Source organism: Yimella sp. cx-51 (assembly GCF_017654605.1).
GTDB lineage: Bacteria > Actinomycetota > Actinomycetes > Actinomycetales > Dermatophilaceae > Yimella.
Genome location: NZ_CP072113.1, coordinates 2,153,179 through 2,168,767, shown reverse-complemented (window position 1 = coordinate 2,168,767; position 15,589 = coordinate 2,153,179). Strand labels below are relative to the sequence as shown.

At 66.7% G+C, this 15,589-nt stretch carries 10 protein-coding genes; 5 read left to right on the top strand and 5 right to left on the bottom strand.

Annotated features, from left to right (window positions below; genetic code table 11):
* Positions 1–37: 37 nt before the first annotated feature.
* The 4 genes from glgB to J5M86_RS10305 form a co-directional block, all read right to left on the bottom strand.
* Positions 38–3,910, bottom strand: a complete 3,873-nt coding sequence (gene glgB / locus J5M86_RS10320) for a 1,4-alpha-glucan branching protein GlgB (RefSeq protein WP_188060435.1) — start codon at positions 3,908–3,910, stop codon at positions 38–40.
* Between the two features lie 9 nt (positions 3,911–3,919).
* Positions 3,920–5,641: a maltose alpha-D-glucosyltransferase gene (treS, locus tag J5M86_RS10315; RefSeq protein ID WP_188060436.1), complete on the bottom strand. Its 1,722-nt coding sequence runs from the start codon at positions 5,639–5,641 to the stop codon at positions 3,920–3,922.
* 6 nt (positions 5,642–5,647) lie between these two features.
* Positions 5,648–7,687 carry an alpha-1,4-glucan--maltose-1-phosphate maltosyltransferase gene (locus J5M86_RS10310; protein ID WP_370587340.1) on the bottom strand — a complete coding sequence of 680 codons (2,040 nt, stop codon included), beginning with the start codon at positions 7,685–7,687 and terminating at the stop codon, positions 5,648–5,650.
* Positions 7,688–7,781: 94 nt separating this feature from the next.
* On the bottom strand, positions 7,782–10,322 hold the full coding sequence (locus J5M86_RS10305; RefSeq protein WP_188060437.1) for a glycogen/starch/alpha-glucan phosphorylase: 2,541 nt from the start codon (positions 10,320–10,322) through the stop codon (positions 7,782–7,784).
* A gap of 256 nt (positions 10,323–10,578) precedes the next feature.
* Between J5M86_RS10305 and J5M86_RS10300 the strand changes: the two genes are divergently transcribed.
* Together J5M86_RS10300 and J5M86_RS10295 are read left to right on the top strand one after the other, a co-directional pair.
* Positions 10,579–10,944, top strand: a complete 366-nt coding sequence (locus J5M86_RS10300; RefSeq protein ID WP_188060438.1) for a hypothetical protein — start codon at positions 10,579–10,581, stop codon at positions 10,942–10,944.
* Positions 10,937–11,347, top strand: a complete 411-nt coding sequence (locus J5M86_RS10295; RefSeq protein WP_188060439.1) for a hypothetical protein — start codon at positions 10,937–10,939, stop codon at positions 11,345–11,347. Before J5M86_RS10300 ends, J5M86_RS10295 begins: the two co-directional genes overlap by 8 nt.
* A 21-nt stretch (positions 11,348–11,368) precedes the next feature.
* Here the strand turns inward: J5M86_RS10295 and glgX are convergent, their stop codons facing one another.
* Entirely contained in the window at positions 11,369–13,528 is a 2,160-nt protein-coding gene (glgX, locus tag J5M86_RS10290; RefSeq protein ID WP_244328317.1) for a glycogen debranching protein GlgX, read from the bottom strand.
* A gap of 34 nt (positions 13,529–13,562) precedes the next feature.
* Here glgX and J5M86_RS10285 point away from each other — a divergent pair, with 34 nt between their 5' ends.
* The 3 genes from J5M86_RS10285 to J5M86_RS10275 all read left to right on the top strand — a co-directional run bounded on the left by J5M86_RS10285 (position 13,563) and on the right by J5M86_RS10275 (position 15,572).
* A complete protein-coding gene (locus tag J5M86_RS10285; protein ID WP_188060440.1) occupies positions 13,563–14,126 on the top strand; it encodes a hypothetical protein in 564 nt (187 codons plus the stop codon).
* On the top strand, positions 14,126–14,917 hold the full coding sequence (locus J5M86_RS10280; protein WP_188060441.1) for an enoyl-CoA hydratase/isomerase family protein: 792 nt from the start codon (positions 14,126–14,128) through the stop codon (positions 14,915–14,917). Before J5M86_RS10285 ends, J5M86_RS10280 begins: the two co-directional genes overlap by 1 nt.
* Before the next feature lie 121 nt (positions 14,918–15,038).
* Positions 15,039–15,572, top strand: a complete 534-nt coding sequence (locus J5M86_RS10275) for a hypothetical protein (protein WP_188060442.1) — start codon at positions 15,039–15,041, stop codon at positions 15,570–15,572.
* Positions 15,573–15,589 lie beyond the last annotated feature (17 nt).

Below are 15,589 nucleotides of genomic sequence, written 5' to 3'. Positions count from 1 at the left end.
CTCCTGCGAACAAGGGCCGCGTTTGTGAATGGCCGGGTCAGACCTGTCGGGGCCGAGTGCTCCCATCGACCGACTGACCCGTGGTCACCTCTGGTGCGTCGTCCGCTGCCTCCGGGGCAGCTAGTGGTGCGGGGGCCTTGCCCTCGATCACCTCGGTGTTGTCGCGATCGGCGTCGGCGTCGGCGTCGGCAGAGACTGACCCCGCGACCACGTCGACCTTCGGTGCATCGGGAGCGGCGAACCACACCGTCGACAGCGGCGGCAGCGTGATGGTCGCCGAGTAGGGCTGATCATCGTGCGGCTGCGCGGTTGCCTCGACCGCGCCGAGGTTGCCGATGCCGCTGCCGCCGTAATGACGCGCGTCGGTGTTGAGCATCTCCTGCCACACGCCGGGGCGCGGGACGCCCACGCGCACATCCCGGTGCTCCACACCGCTGAGGTTGGCCACCACGAGCATGACATCGCGCTCGTCCTCCTCGCCTGCGCCGTAGCGCAGGTAGGAGTAGGAGTTGCCCGACTCGTCGTTGGCGTTGACCCACTGGAATCCCTTGGGGGAGTTGTCCAGCTCCCAGAGCGCGGGGTGCTCCTTGTAGAGCCGGTTGAGGTCTTTCACCAGCGCGTGCACCCCCCAGTGCGCCGGCTGGTCCAGCAGCCACCAGTCGAGGCTGCGGCCGTCGGCCCACTCTGATTCCTGGGCGAACTCGGCGCCCATGAAGAGCAACTGCTTGCCGGGGTGTCCCCACATGTGGCCGAGGAAGGCGCGCAGGTTGGCCAACTGCTGCCAGCGGTCGCCCGGCATCTTGCGCAGCAGCGAACCCTTGCCGTGCACCACTTCGTCGTGGCTGATCGGCAGCACGAACTGCTCGCTGAAGGCGTACACCAGCCCGAAGGTCAGCTTGTGATGGTGGTGCTGCCGGTTGATCGGCGCCTCGGCGAAGTAGTCGAGGGTGTCGTGCATCCAGCCCATGTTCCACTTGAAACCGAAGCCCAGTCCGTCCGCGCTGGTCGGCTTGGTGACACCGGGCCAGGAGGTCGACTCCTCGGCGATCATCATCGTGCCGGGCACGCGCCGGTAGGCGGTGGCGTTGGTCTCCTGCAGCAACTGCACGGCTTCGAGGTTCTCGCGGCCGCCGTACTTGTTCGGAATCCATTCTCCGGCGTTGCGGGAGTAGTCGAGGTAGAGCATCGAGGCGACGCCGTCGACCCGCAGCCCGTCGGCGTGGAACTCCTGCAGCCAGTAGATCGCGTTGGCCACCAGGAAGTTGCGCACCTGCGGGCGACCGAAGTCGAAGATGTAGCTGCCCCACTCGTTGTGCCAGCCCTTGCGCGGGTCGGGGTGCTCGTAGAGGGCAGTGCCGTCGAATTTCGCCAGCGCCCACTCGTCGGTGGCGAAATGGCCCGGCACCCAGTCGAGGATCACGCCGATACCGGCTTGGTGCAGCCGGTCGACGAGGTACTTGAAGTCGTCGGGGGAGCCGAAGCGGGAGTTGACGGCGTAGTAGCCGGTGACGTGGTAGCCCCAGGACGGTGGGTACGGGTGCTCCATGACGGGCATGAACTCGACGTGGGTGAAGCCGAGGTCCTTGACGTAGTTGACCAGGTGCTCGGCCAGGTCGTGGTAGCTCTGACCCTGGCGCCACGAGCCGAGGTGCACCTCGTACACACTCATCGGCTGGTCGTGCGGGTCGGTCGACTCCCGCTGCTGCATCCACTCCTGGTCGTGCCATTCGTAGTGCGACTGCTCGACGATCGACGACGTGGCGGGTGCGGTCTCCGACTGTCGTGCCATCGGGTCGGCCTTGCTGCGCCAGACCCGATCGGCGCACAGCACGCTGAACTTGTAGTGGGTGCCGGCACCGACGCCGGGCACGAAGATCTCCCAGACACCCGTGCCGCCGAGGCGACGCATCGGGTGGGCGAAACCGTCCCACTGGTTGAAGTCGCCGATCACCCGCACACCCAGGGCGTTGGGGGCCCAGACCGCGAAGGACGTGCCCTGCACCGGACCGGCCGGACCGTCATAGGTGTGAACGCGTGCGCCGAGGATGTTCCACAACTCCTCGTGGCGTCCTTCGCCCAGCAGGTGCAGATCCATCTGCCCGAGCGTGGGCAGGAAGCGGAACGGGTCGTCGGCGACGTGCTCGATGCCGTCGTCATAGGTGGTGACCAGGCGGTAGTCGGGCACCTCCTGTCCGGGCATGCGTCCCGACCAGATGCCCTCGACGTCGTGCTGGAGTGGCACCCGTGATCCGTCGGGCAGCTGCGCCTCGACCGACTTGGCCAGCGGACGCAGGGCGCGCACGTAGGCGCCCTGGTCGTCGCTCTGGCCGCCGAGCACGCTGTGCGGATCGGGGTGGACGCCACGCAACACGGCACCCGCTGACGAGGGATCGAGCGGCGGGGGCGTGGCGATCGGGCTGGCTTGGTTCACGGGTTCCTCCGAGGCGGCTACGGCAGCGGATGCCGGGGACGGGGTCTGCTCGCCGCCGAGCAGACGATCAAGTGCTGCCAACGGGATGGGCAGCCAGGTGGGACGGTTCTGGGCTTCGTACATGACCTCGTACGCGGCCTTGTCGGCCTCGAAGGCGGTGAGCAAGGCCCGGTACTGCTCGAGGTCGACGCCGGCAGCCTCCTGGTATCCGGCCAGGAAGGCATCTCGGGCGGAGTCGGCCCACGCGCGGCGGTCGCCCTCGACGGACGCCGCTGCGTAGTCGAACGAGCGCAACATGCCTGCGACGTCGCGCAACGTGCAGTCGAGCCCGTTGCGGTCACGAAGCGGCCGAAGCGGCTCGCCCTCGAAGTCGAGCACCACCCAGCCGCGGCTGGGCACGTCGAGCACCTGACCGAGGTGGTAATCGCCGTGGATCCGTTGCAGCGCAGGCCAATCGGCCAACTCTGCAGCAGTCAGCAGGTCGTCGTAGGCCGCAGCATGCGCGCGAATGGACGACTGCACCCGGGCCGCTAGTTCGAAGCGTCGGCGCATCTCGCCGATAATCGACTCGGCGCGAGCCTTGGTAACGGTTGCCGTCGGTAGCGCCGAGGCGAGCACGCTGTGTACCTCGGCGGTCGCCACTCCGAGGGCGCGCGCGTGCTGCGACCAGTCGAGATCGTCCTGTGCTGCGACGAGGGCCTCGCGCCAGGCGTCCTGCACGTCGGGCAGGAACTCCTGCACGAAGGCGAGGTGGCCGGCGGCGTGGCCGGTGCCGATGCTCTGGTCGGGCCACTGCCCGGTCAGGTAGCCGACCGTGGCCGGCACCCGGGTGGAGCCCTTGGCCGAGATCGCCGACTGGAGCACGACATCGGGGTTGAGACCGTCGTGCAACACCCGGAACAGCTTCATGATCAGCGTGCGCTGCTCACCGTTCTTGTCCTGGGTGTCGACGATGATCGAGGTGTTCGACTGCTCCCCGGAGAGCACCCGGGACGCCAGCACCTCCGGCATCTTGCGACCACGCGTGCCGCTTCCCTGCACCCGGATCGTCGCCGGCAGCACGCCCGTGGGGCGATCCTGCGTGCCCTCGGCGTATTCGACGTCGGCGTGCCGGCCGCCGGTGAGGATGGTCGACAGCAGCGTGGCTGCGAACACCGGGTCATGGCAGCCGTCGTAGAAATAGCGCGTGCCGAGCTCGGAGTGTTCGCTGGTGCCGAGCAGAGCGTGCTCGGCACCCTCCAAGGGCGCACCGCGATAGGTGAGCGGCACCTGGTAGAGCGTCGGACTCGCACCGGAGGTGTCGAGCACGAAGGACACCTCGACACCCACTTCTCCGGCGGGGTCGTCGAACCGGTAGCTCCCCAGCACGGTGAGTGCCGGTGTGCCGGATTTGCCTGTGTACCAACGCTGCCCGCCGATCCAGCCCTCGATCATTTCCTTCTTGGACCGGCTGAGCGATGCCTTGTGCAGGATGGCCATGGGTTATCTCTACTCGCTTCCGACAGGGCGCACCGACAACCAGAAGAAGTCGCGTGAGCCCAGGGTGAAGGTGGCGCGGCCGTCCTCGCCGACCGCCGGGAAGTGGCTGCCGCCGAACAGGTCACGCAGCCGTGCTCCGGCCAGCTCCGGCGGTAGTTCCACGGTGACCGATTCGGGCCGCGAGGACAGGTTGTTCAGGCAGAGCACCATGGTGGTCTCGACCTCCTCCTCCTGCGCCTCCTGCTCATCCATGGTGCGGGTGAAGGCCAGGACCGCGTCATTGTCGGTTTCCCGGATGACGAAATCACCCATGCCGAAGACGGGGTACTTCGCCCGGATGCTGAGCATCTCCCGCACCCAGTGCAACAGCGACGAGGAGCTTGCCATCTGCGCTTCGACGTTGACGTTGTTGTAGTGGTAGACCAGCGAGCTGATCACCGGCAGGTAGAGCTTGCCCGGATCGGCGGAGGAGAATCCCGCGTTGCGATCGGGTGACCACTGCATGGGCGTGCGCACCGCGTCGCGGTCCTCCAGCCAGATGTTGTCACCCATACCAATTTCGTCGCCGTAGTAGAGACAGGGCGAGCCCGGCAGCGACAGCAGCAGCGCGTGGATGAGTTCGGTCTCGGCGCGACTGTTGTCCAGCAGTGTTGCCAGACGCCGCCGGATGCCCACGTTGGCGCGCATGCGCGGGTCAGGCGCGTACCAGCCGTACATCGCCGCTCGTTCTTCCGGCGTGACCATCTCGAGGGTGAGCTCGTCGTGGTTGCGCAGGAAGGTGCCCCACTGCGTTCCCTTCGGGATCGCCGGGGTCTCGGCCAACACGTTGATGATCGGGGTGGCCTTCTCGCCGCGCAGCGCGTAATACAGGCGCGGCATCACCGGGAAGTGGAAGCACATGTGGCACTCCGGCTCTTCCTCGGTGCCGAAGTAGTCGACCACTTCGTGGGGCATCTGGTTGGCCTCGGCCAGCAGCACGCGTCCGGGGTATTCCTCGTCGACCATCGCGCGCAGTTTGGCGAGGAACTCGTGCGTCTTGGGGTGGTTCTCGCCGTTGTGCCCCTCCTCCTCGAACAGGTAGGGCACCGCGTCCAAGCGGAATCCGTCGATGCCCAGATCCATCCAGAACCGGACGATGTCGAACATCTCCTCCTGCACGGTGGGGTTCTCGAAGTTGAGATCCGGCTGGTGGGAGAAGAAGCGGTGCCAGAAGAACTGGCGGCGCACCGGGTCGAAGGTCCAGTTCGACACCTCGGTGTCGACGAAGATGATGCGCGCCTCGGTGTACTTCTCGTCAGTGTCGCTCCACACGTAGTAGTCGCCGTACGGCCCCTCCGGGTCGCTGCGGGACGCCTGGAACCAGGGGTGCTGATCACTGGTGTGGTTCATCACGAAGTCGGTGATGATGCGGATGCCGCGGGCGTGAGCCTGCGAGACCAACTCGGTGAACTCCGGCAGGGTGCCGAACTCCGGCAGGATCGCCTTGTAATCGGCGATGTCGTAGCCACCGTCGCGCAACGGAGATGCGTAGAACGGCGGGATCCACAGACAGTCGACCCCCAGCCATTGCAGGTAGTCGAGGCGGTTGATCAGCCCGGTGAAATCGCCCGATCCGTTCCCGGTGGAGTCGCCGAAAGCGCGAACGAGCACCTCGTAGAACACAGCCTTGCGGAACCACTGCGGGTCGTGCTTGAGACCCGGCTGTTGAAGGTTGAAGCCCTGGACGTTCATCTACTTTCAGCGCCTCCGCAACTCGATGATGTGGACGGGTTCGCTGTCGACCCCGAGGCGAACGAAGTTGTGTTCGCCCCAGTGCCAATGGGATTCGGTGATCAGGTCGTGCGCGATGAAGGTTTCGCCCGGCTGGAGTCCGAGCGCTTCGAGGTCGAGGTGCACCCACGACTCACGGGTGGAATGCGGGTCGAGACCGGCCACCACGATGACGACATCGTCTCCGCGCTTCTTGGAGAAGACCATCATGGTCGGGTCGTCGACCTCATGGAAGGTGATGTTGCGCAGCCACAGCAGGCTGGGGTGCGCGCGACGAATCTCGTTGAGTCGGGTCAGGTAGGGAGCAAGCGACCGCCCGGCCTTCGGGCCGCCGGGTTCGTAATCCTCCCAGCGGCGGTTCTTGAACTCGTACTTCTCGTTGTCGATCTGCTCCTCGGCACCGGGGCGCGCGACGTGCTCGACGAGTTCGTAGCCGGCGTAGATGCCGTAGGTCGGCACCAGGGTGGCGGCCAGCGCCGCGCGCAGCTTCCACGCGGTCGGTCCGCCGAACTGCATGTACGGGGTGAGGATGTCGTGCGTGGTCGGCCAGAACGAAGGACGCATGTAGGACGCGGCATCACCGGCCAGCTCCTCGACGTACTCCTGGAGCTCCTCGGGCTCGTTGCGCCACGCGTAGTAGGTGTAGCTCTGCTGGAAGCCGACCTTGCCGAGGGTGTGCATCATCGCCGGACGGGTGAAGGCCTCCGCGAGCCAGATCACCTCGGGGTGGGTCTTGGCGACGTCATTGATCAGCCACTGCCAGAACTCCACCGGCTTGGTGTGCGGGTTGTCGACGCGGAAGATCTTCACGCCGTGGTCGATCCACACCTGCATGACGCGGCGCATCTCGGCGTAGATGCCCGCAGGGTCGTTGTCGAAGTTCAGGGGGTAGATGTCCTGGTACTTCTTGGGCGGGTTCTCGGCGTAGGCGATGGTGCCGTCGGCCCGGGTGGTGAACCACTCCGGATGCTCGGTCACCCACGGGTGGTCGGGGGCGCACTGCAGCGCGATGTCGAGCGCCACCTCCATGCCGAGCCGCTCCGACTCCGCCACGAACGCATCGAAGTCGTCCCAGTCGCCCAGCTCGGGGTGCAGTGCGTCGTGCCCGCCGTCCTTGCTGCCGATGGCGTACGGCGAACCCGGGTCGTCCGGACCGGCCGTCAGGGTGTTGTTCGGGCCCTTGCGGTTGATCGAGCCGATCGGGTGCACCGGTGTCAGGTAAACCACGTCGAAGCCCATGGCGGCGATCGCGGGCAAACGCTTCATCGCGGTGCGGAAGGTGCCGGTGCGCCACTTGCCGGTGGTCTCGTCGAACTCGGCGCCTTCTGAGCGCGGGAAGATCTCGTACCACGCACCGGCGAGGGCGCGCTCGCGCTCGACCCACCAGGTGTAGGTGGCGCTGGGGGAGACGGCATCGCGCAGCGGGTTGGCGGCCATGGCGGCCACGACGTCGGTCGCGGTGCCGGCGGCCAAGCGCTCGCCGGGCTCCTTGCTCTCGTCACGAAGGGACGCGATGGCATCGGTGAGGGCGCGTCGGCCCGCGTCACCGTGACCGTCCTGTGAGGCTGCCCGCTCCAGGACGAGTGCACCTTCTTCGAGCATCAGCTCGACGTCGACACCCGCGGCGACCTTGATCTCGGCATCGTGCTTCCACGTGCCGTACGGGTCGCTCCAGCCCTCGACCCGGTAGCTCCACCAACCAGGTGCATCGGCGCTGACCGTGCACACCCAGGCGTCCAGCCCGGGATTGGTGCAGGCCATCGGCAACTGGGTGGTGTTGCCCTCGGGATCGGTGAGCACCACGGAGGCGTTCACTGCGTCGTGGCCCTCGCGGAACACGGTGGCGGTGATGTCGAATTCCTCGCCGACCACGGACTTGGTCGGCAGGGCTCCGCCGTCGACGGCAGGCGAGACGTCTTGGACGGGGATGCGTCCAATGGCTCGCTGACCGTGGGTGAGGGCGCGGGAGGCTGTGGTTGTCGGCAGGCGATGTGCTTGCGGCTGCAAAGAAGTCACGCCCCGACGCTACACAGGACGACGGCCCCCGCGCAGGTATCTCGCGAGGGCCGTCTCACACCGTAGGTCGGTGCGCCGTGGTTGTTCAGGCGTGCCAGATGCGTTCGAGGTAGTCACGCATCGAGCGGTCGCTGGAGAAGAAGCCGCAACGGGCGACATTGAGGATCGCCGAGCGGGTCCAGGCGTCGGTGTCGCGGTACTTCTGGTCGACCAGCGCCTGGGCATCGAGGTAGGCGCGGAAGTCGGCCAGCGCCATGAAGGGATCCTGGGTGACGAGGTTGTCGACGAGCTGCGCCGAGGCCTCGCGGTCGCCCCGGGTGAAGGCGCCGGAGGCGATCAGGTCGATCGCACGACGCAGTTTCGGCTCGTTCATGTAGACCTCGGCCGGGTTGTACCCGCGCTGACGAAGCTCCTCCACCTGCGGCTCGTCCATGCCGAAGAGGAAGAAGTTGTCGTCACCGACCAGGCGGCGGATCTCAACATTCGCGCCGTCGTCAGTGCCGATGGTCAGGGCGCCATTGAGGGCGAACTTCATGTTGCCAGTGCCGGACGCTTCCTTTCCGGCCAGCGAGATCTGCTCCGACAGGTCAGCCGCCGGGATGAGCTTCTCGGCCAGCGTCACGTTGTAGTTGGCCGGGAAGGCGACCGCCAGACGACCCTCGACCCGCGGGTCGGCATTGATCGTCTCGGCGACGGAGTTGATCATGAAGATCGTCTCCTTCGCCAAGTGGTAGCCCGGTGCCGCCTTGGCACCGAAGACGAAGGTGCGTGGGACGACCTGATCCACCGGTGTTTCGCCGGAGATGATGTCGTCGTACATCGACACGATGTGCAGCAACTTCAAGGTCTGCCGCTTGTACTCGTGCAGGCGCTTGACCATCACGTCGAGCATCGAATGCTCGGGCAGGTCGAAGCCGTCGCGGGCCTTCAGTAGCTTGGCCAGACGGTCCTTGTTGAGCTGCTTGATCTGCGCGAATTCCGCCCGGAAGGACGCGTCGTCCGCGTATGGCTCCAGCTCCTGCAACTGGTCGAGATCGGTGACCCAGCCGGGGCCGATGGTGTCGGTGATGAGATTGGACAACCGGCGGTTGGACAGGTGCAGGAAGCGGCGCGGGGTGATGCCGTTGGTGACATTGGTGAACTTGTCCGGCCAGTACTGCGAGAACTCCGGAAGCACCTTGTCGCGCAGCAACTGCGAGTGCAGTTCGGCCACGCCGTTGACCTTCGAGCTGCCGATGGTGGCCAGGTAGGCCATGCGCACCGATCGCTCGGGGTGTTCGGCGATGATCGACATCGTCCGCAGCCGCATCTCGTCACCGGGGTAGGTCTGCGAGACCTCCTCCAGGAAGTCCTTGTTGATGCGGTAGATGATCTCCAGGTGGCGGGGCAGCAGTTTGCCCATCAGCTCCACCGACCACACCTCCAGCGCCTCGGGCAACAGGGTGTGGCAGGTGTAGGCGAAGCACTGACGGGTGATGTCCCACGCCTCGCCCCATTCCATGCCCTCGAGATCGACGAGGATCCGCATGAGTTCGGGGACCGCGATGACCGGGTGGGTGTCGTTGAGCTGGAAGATGATCCGCTCGGGCAGACGACGCAGGTCGAAGTCCTCGGGGAGGGAGTTGTAGATGAAGTCGTGCAGCGAGCAGGCCACGAAGAAGTACTGCTGCTGCAGGCGCAGTTCCTTGCCCTGCGGCGTGGAGTCCTCCGGGTAGAGCACCTTGGAGATGTTCTCGGCGAAGGTCTGGGCGCGCACGGCCTCGGCGTAGTCACCGGAGTTGAAGATGTGCAGGTCGAAGGCCTGCGTGGCCTTTGCGCTCCACAGGCGGAGCGTGTTGACCGTTCCGTTGCCGAAGCCGGGCACCATGTGGTGGTAGGGAATGCCGAGCACTTCCCAGCCGGCTACCCACCGGGTGCGCTCGCGACCCTGCTCGTCGATGTAGTCCTGCGTGTCTCCGCCGAACTCCACTCGCACCTGACGCTCGGGGTGGGGGAACTCCCACGGGCTGCCGAGTGACAGCCAGGAGTCGGGCACCTCGACCTGACGGTTCTCCTCGAAGGTCTGGCGGAAGATGCCGTACTCGTACCGGATGCCGTAACCGATGCACGGGACGTCCATGGTCGCCAGCGAATCGACGAAGCAGGCGGCCAGACGGCCCAGGCCACCGTTGCCGAGGCCGGGCTCGATCTCCTGGGCGCGCAGCGTGGCGATGTCGAGCCCGCACGCTTTCATCGCCTCTTCAGCGATCTGCACCAGGTCGGTGGCAAGCAGGGCATTGCTGAGCTGACGACCCAGCAGGTACTCGGCTGAGAGGTAGCCGATCGTCTTGCGGTCGCCTTCGCGGCGCTTCGCGCCGGTCTCGAGCCAGCCGGCCATCAAGTACTCGCGCACGGTGCGAGCCAGGGCGAGGTACTGATCGTTGACCGTCGACCGAGAGAGCAGGACGCCCTGGCCGAAGTTGAGTTCGCGCAGGAACGCCTCGATGAAGCCGTCGACCGTTGCCTCCGGTCGCTGCACCGAGCCCGCAGCGCGTGCGTCGGTGACCGGCATGGTCGGACCGAGGCGGTGGACGTCGGTGGTCTGGCGTTCGTCGCTGGTGAAGGCGGCGCGGGCGTCGTCTGTCATTGGGCGATGGCTCCGTTGCTGTCTGGCTCCTGAGGCCACCCATCCGGGTGACCGTAGGCAAGGCTACGCAGGTCGGCGCCATGCTGCTACGGGATCAGTGCGTGTCAGCGTGAGGAGTTGGTCACGCCCTGATCGACCTGTCATTCGTGACCGCGCGTTCAGTGCTGGTCGATGAGGTCGAGCCTGCAGAAGTGGACGCTGCTCGGGGGCAACGAGGGCTGAAGTCTGCGAGCGGCTGCCTGCGTAGCATGTGGGGGTGTTCCTGCCCCTCGCCATCGTGCTCGGCGTGCTTCTGGTGGTGCTCGCGGCGTACGCGGGGCTGCTGACCGCCCGCAACCGCGCCATCGACAACCCGCTCTTCTACCTGCTCTGTGCCACCGAGCTGGTGATGATCGCTGCCCTGGTGATCGGGATCGTCACCTGGTCGGCCGCCGATGCGCACATGAGCAAGGGCGTCTTCGCCGCCTATCTCATCGGCATGGTGGTGGCGACGCCCATCGCGGCCGGATGGGCCTTTGCCGATCGTGAAACCCGCTGGGGCACAGGCGTGCTGGTCGTCTCAGCATTGGGTCTGTTGGTGATGACGGTACGACTGGTGCAGTTGTGGGGTGGCCATGCCTGACGCGACAGCCGGACGCACGAACGCCGGGCCGGGCAGAATCCTCGTCGCCGTCTACGGCGTGTTCGCACTCGCGGCAACGGGCCGGTCGATCATGCAGATCGCTCAGACCTGGCCGAGTCCGCCGGTGCCTTACCTGCTCTCGGCGCTGGCTGCCGTTGTCTATGTGGTGGCGACGATCGCGCTCGCGCGCGGCGACCGCTCATCGGCGCGCGTCGCGCTCAGAGCGATCCTGTTCGAACTGCTCGGTGTACTGGGCGTCGGCACGTGGAGCCTGCTCGACAGCGCCCGATTCCACGACAAGACCGTGTGGTCGCATTTCGGCCAGGGCTACGGGTTCGTGCCGTTGCTGCTTCCCCTCATCGGACTCTGGTGGCTACGGCGCACAGGTCAGGCCGTCCGCTGAGCGCAACACAGTCGGGAGTGCTCAGTGCGATGGCGCGGTGAAGACCGCCATGGACGCCGCCCGCATCGGATAGGTGTCACCACCCGCGACCACGGTCGAAGGCAGCTCAGCCGGGTCGTCGACCGCGCTGTCCCACACCAGGTTCCAGGCTTCGGCCGGCCCCGACGAGGGCAGTGTCACCGGCTGGGCGGTGTCTGAGCCGTGCAGCACGATCAGCACCTGGTCGTCGCCGACGTCCGCACCGTCGAACACCGCCTGCACCGTGCGGGTCGAACCGCTCGACCACTGGTCGGCAGTGAGGAGCGCGCCGTCGATGCCATGCCAGTGCAGGGCGGCGAGTTCGTCGCCGTCCACCGGGCTGCCGGGGAAGAAGGAGCGTTGGCGGAGCACCGGGTGAGCCGCACGTAGTGCGCTGAGGAACTGCGTGGTCGCCATGAGATCGCGCTGCCAAGGCTCGAAACTCCAGTCGAACCAACTGATCTCGTTGTCCTGGCAGTAGGCGTTGTTGTTGCCGCCCTGGGTGCGGCCGAACTCGTCGCCACCGAGCAGCATCGGCACACCCGAACTCAACAGGAGCGTCGCGAGCATGTTGCGCACCACCCGCCGGCGCAGGTCGAGCAGTTCCGGGCTGGCGTCCTCCCGGCCTTCGACGCCGAAGTTCCACGACAGATTGTGCTCGGAGCCGTCCCGGTTGTGTTCGCCGTTGGCCTCGTTGTGCTTGACGTTGTAGGTCGTGAGATCGGCCAGGGGGAAGCCGTCGTGCGCCGTGACGTAGTTGATCGATGCCATGGGCGAGCGGTCACCGAAGACGTCGGGTGATCCGGCGATTCGGGTCGCGAGCTCGGCTACGCCGTGTCCGGTCTGCCCGACGGTGTCGGCGGCCAGATCACGTAGCCAGAAGGTGCGGACGGCATCGCGGAACTTGTCGTTCCAGTCGGCCATCGGGGCAGGGAACTGCCCCGTGCGCCAACCGTGCGGACCGACGTCCCACGGTTCGCTGATTAGCTTGGTGCGGCTGAGCACCGGATCGGTGCGCATCGCCAGCAGCAGCGGGTGGTCGGCGCGGAATGCGTGCTCCTGATCGCGCCCGAGGGCGACCGCGAGGTCGAACCTGAACCCGTCGACATGCATCTCGCTCACCCAGTAACGCAGCGAGTCGAGCACCATCCGAAGCGAAGTCGGGTGCGTGGTGTCGATCGTGTTGCCGCATCCGGTCACGTCGAAGTCTCGTCCGTCGGCCCCGAGACGGTAGTAGTCGCAGGCTTCCGCACCCCGCCAGGAGAGAGTGGCGCCCGTCTCGGCGCCCTGCTCACTGGTGTGGTTGTAGACGACGTCGAGGATCACCTCGATGCCCGCGCGGTGCAACAGCTTGACCATGCCCTTGAACTCGTCGATGACGCCCTGGGGATCGCTCGCCGCGGCGTAGGCGGCATGCGGTGCGAAGAAGCCGAGGGTGTTGTAACCCCAGTAGTTCGACAGGTCGAGCTTGACCAGGTGGGGTTCGCTGGTGAACGCGTGCACCGGCAGCAGTTCGACAGCTGTGACACCCAGCGTCTGCAAGTGCGCGATGGTCGCCGGGTGGGCCATGCCCGCGTAGGTGCCGCGTAGGTGCTCCGGAAGCTCCGGGTTGCTCATCGTCATCCCACGCACGTGCGCCTCGTAGATGAGGGTGCGATCCCACGGGGTGTGTGGGTGTTCATCGCCGGCCCAGTCGAAATCGGTGCCGATGACGACATTTCGCGGCATGTCCGGCGCGCTGTCGCGCTCGTCCATCGTGCTGCCGTCGCCGCTGAACCCGGCGTCGACCGTGTGCCCGAAGATCGTCGGATTCCAGTGCACCTCGCCGTCGATGGCGTACCCGTACGGATCGAGGATCAACTTGTTGGGGTTGTACCGATGGCCGAGCTTCGGAGCCCACGGGCCGTCGACGCGATAGCCGTATCGCTGCCCGGGGCCTACCCCGTCGACAAACCCGCTCCACGTGCCGCCCCGGTGGCGCACGAGATCGATCTGGCGCTCGCTGCCCGATGCGTCGAACAGGCACAGCCGTACGCGGTCGGCCCGGTCGGCGACGATCGTGAACTCGGCTCCGTCGGCGCGCAGCAGAACGCCGGGTGCGGGAGGTGCATCGAGGGAGCGGGGGGCGGCAGCGGTCATCGAAGCGGCCGGTCGGGTGAGCATGTGGGCCAGCCTACGGTCGACTACCGTTGTCACCATGACTGATCCCACAGCACTGCCGAACTTCCCGACGCCCGACCTGCAGCCGTCCGGCCAGGGCGGCGACCAGCCGCAGGGCCAGCCGATGTTCGCGGGCCCGAACGACCCGTCGCCGGCGCGTGACCAGGTCGTCGCGGCTCTGCAGAACGACGGCTTCCGCCCGGAGGTCGACGAGGACGGCGACGTCACCTTCAAGGTCGAGGGCCAGCAGATCTTCGTCCGCGCCATTGACGGTGAACCGGCCATGATCCGCATCTTCGGTCAGTGGCAGATCGGCGACGACGTGCCGAACGACCTGCTCGCCCGCCTGCAGGCTGCCAACGACGTCACGCTGAGCCTCAACATCATCAAGGCCGGTATCGCCAACGGCAACCTGGTCGTCACCGGTGAGCACCTCATCGGCCCCGGCTCCGACCTGTCGATGCTGCTGCAGTCGACCACCCAGATGGTCGTGCACGCCGTGCAGCTCTGGCACCAGGCCGCCACCGGCCAGGGCCCGCACGCGGCCACCGGAATCGTCGAGGACGGCGCCCAGGAGGGCGGCCTGAACGGCCAGAACTGATGACCCAGCAGTACGGAGAATTCGTCTCCACCCAGATCGACGACGGCGTGGCCGTCCTTCGCATCGACCGCCCCAAGATGAACGCGCTCAACGAAGCGATCCAGGAGGGGTTGGCCGCGGCATCACTCGACCTCAGCCGCGACGACGCGGTGCGTGCGGTGATCGTGTACGGCGGCGAGCGGGTGTTCGCTGCGGGCGCCGACATCAAGGAGATGCGCACCGCGAGCTACGCCGACATGGTCGGCCGCGCGGGACGGCTGCAGGACTGCTTCACCGCGGTTTCGCAGATTCCGGTGCCGACCGTGGCTGCGATCGCCGGCTATGCCCTCGGTGGCGGATGCGAGCTGTCGATGGCGTGCGATTTCCGGATCGCTGCGGGCGACGCCAAGCTCGGCCAGCCCGAGATCCTGCTCGGGTTGATCCCGGGCGCCGGTGGCACCCAGCGGTTGACCCGCCTGGTCGGTCCGGCGAAGGCCAAGGACATCGTCTTCACCGGGCGCATGATCGACGCCCAGGAGGCGCTCGCCATCGGTCTGGTCGACGAGTTGTGCGAGCCGGGTGCGGTGCTCGAAGCCGCCAGGGCCAAGGTCGCCCCGTTCGTCAAGGGGCCCCGCCTGGCGCTGCGTGCCGCGAAGGCGTCCATCGACCAGGGCATCGAGGTCGATCTCGGCACCGCGTTGCGGATCGAGAGCACCCAGTTCGCCGGGTTGTTCGCCACCAAGGACCGCCAGATCGGCATGGACTCCTTCGTGGAGCAGGGGCCGGGCAAGGCGCAGTTCAGCGGGGAGTAGATCCGTTCGCCCTCCGTAACGAGCACAGGTGCTGCCGCGGGACGCCATCGGGCGCCCCGCGGCAGTACTGTTTCTCCCGGGTTGACGTGGTCGTCAGCGACCGCACCGAGAAAGGACCGCCGTGACCATCAAGGCTTGGAACATCCCGCAGGAGTGGCAGGAGCCGTTCGTCGCCAAACTGACCGAGCGGGGAGCGAGCGGGCACATCGTCAACGCAGCTCTCTCGGCGATCGACGACCGTTGCACCGAGACCGGTGACGACCCCCAGACGCTCTTCGGCGACCCCACCAAGTACGCCGACAACGTGATCCTTCCCGACACCAAGGCGGCTGCGCAGTCGCGAGTGCGCGCGATCGTGCTGGCCCTCGTCGGCCTGCTGGGAATGTTCCTGACGCTGTGGGGCTGGACCGGCATGGTGCAGGACACCGACAAGCTGGTCGGCCTGTCGCCCACGCTCATCTTCATCGTCGGTGCACTGCTGTGTCTCGGTGCTGCGATCGCCGACGCCGTGCTGGGCGCGAAGGCCGACGTCATCACCGGCGCCCCGGGGCAGAAGCCGAGCGGAATGGCGTTGCTGCTCAACAAGCTCGGTCCGTGGATCATCGTGCTGCTCACGCTCATCGGAATGCTGATCATCCACCTGCGTAACCAGTGAGCTAAACAGGCTCAACC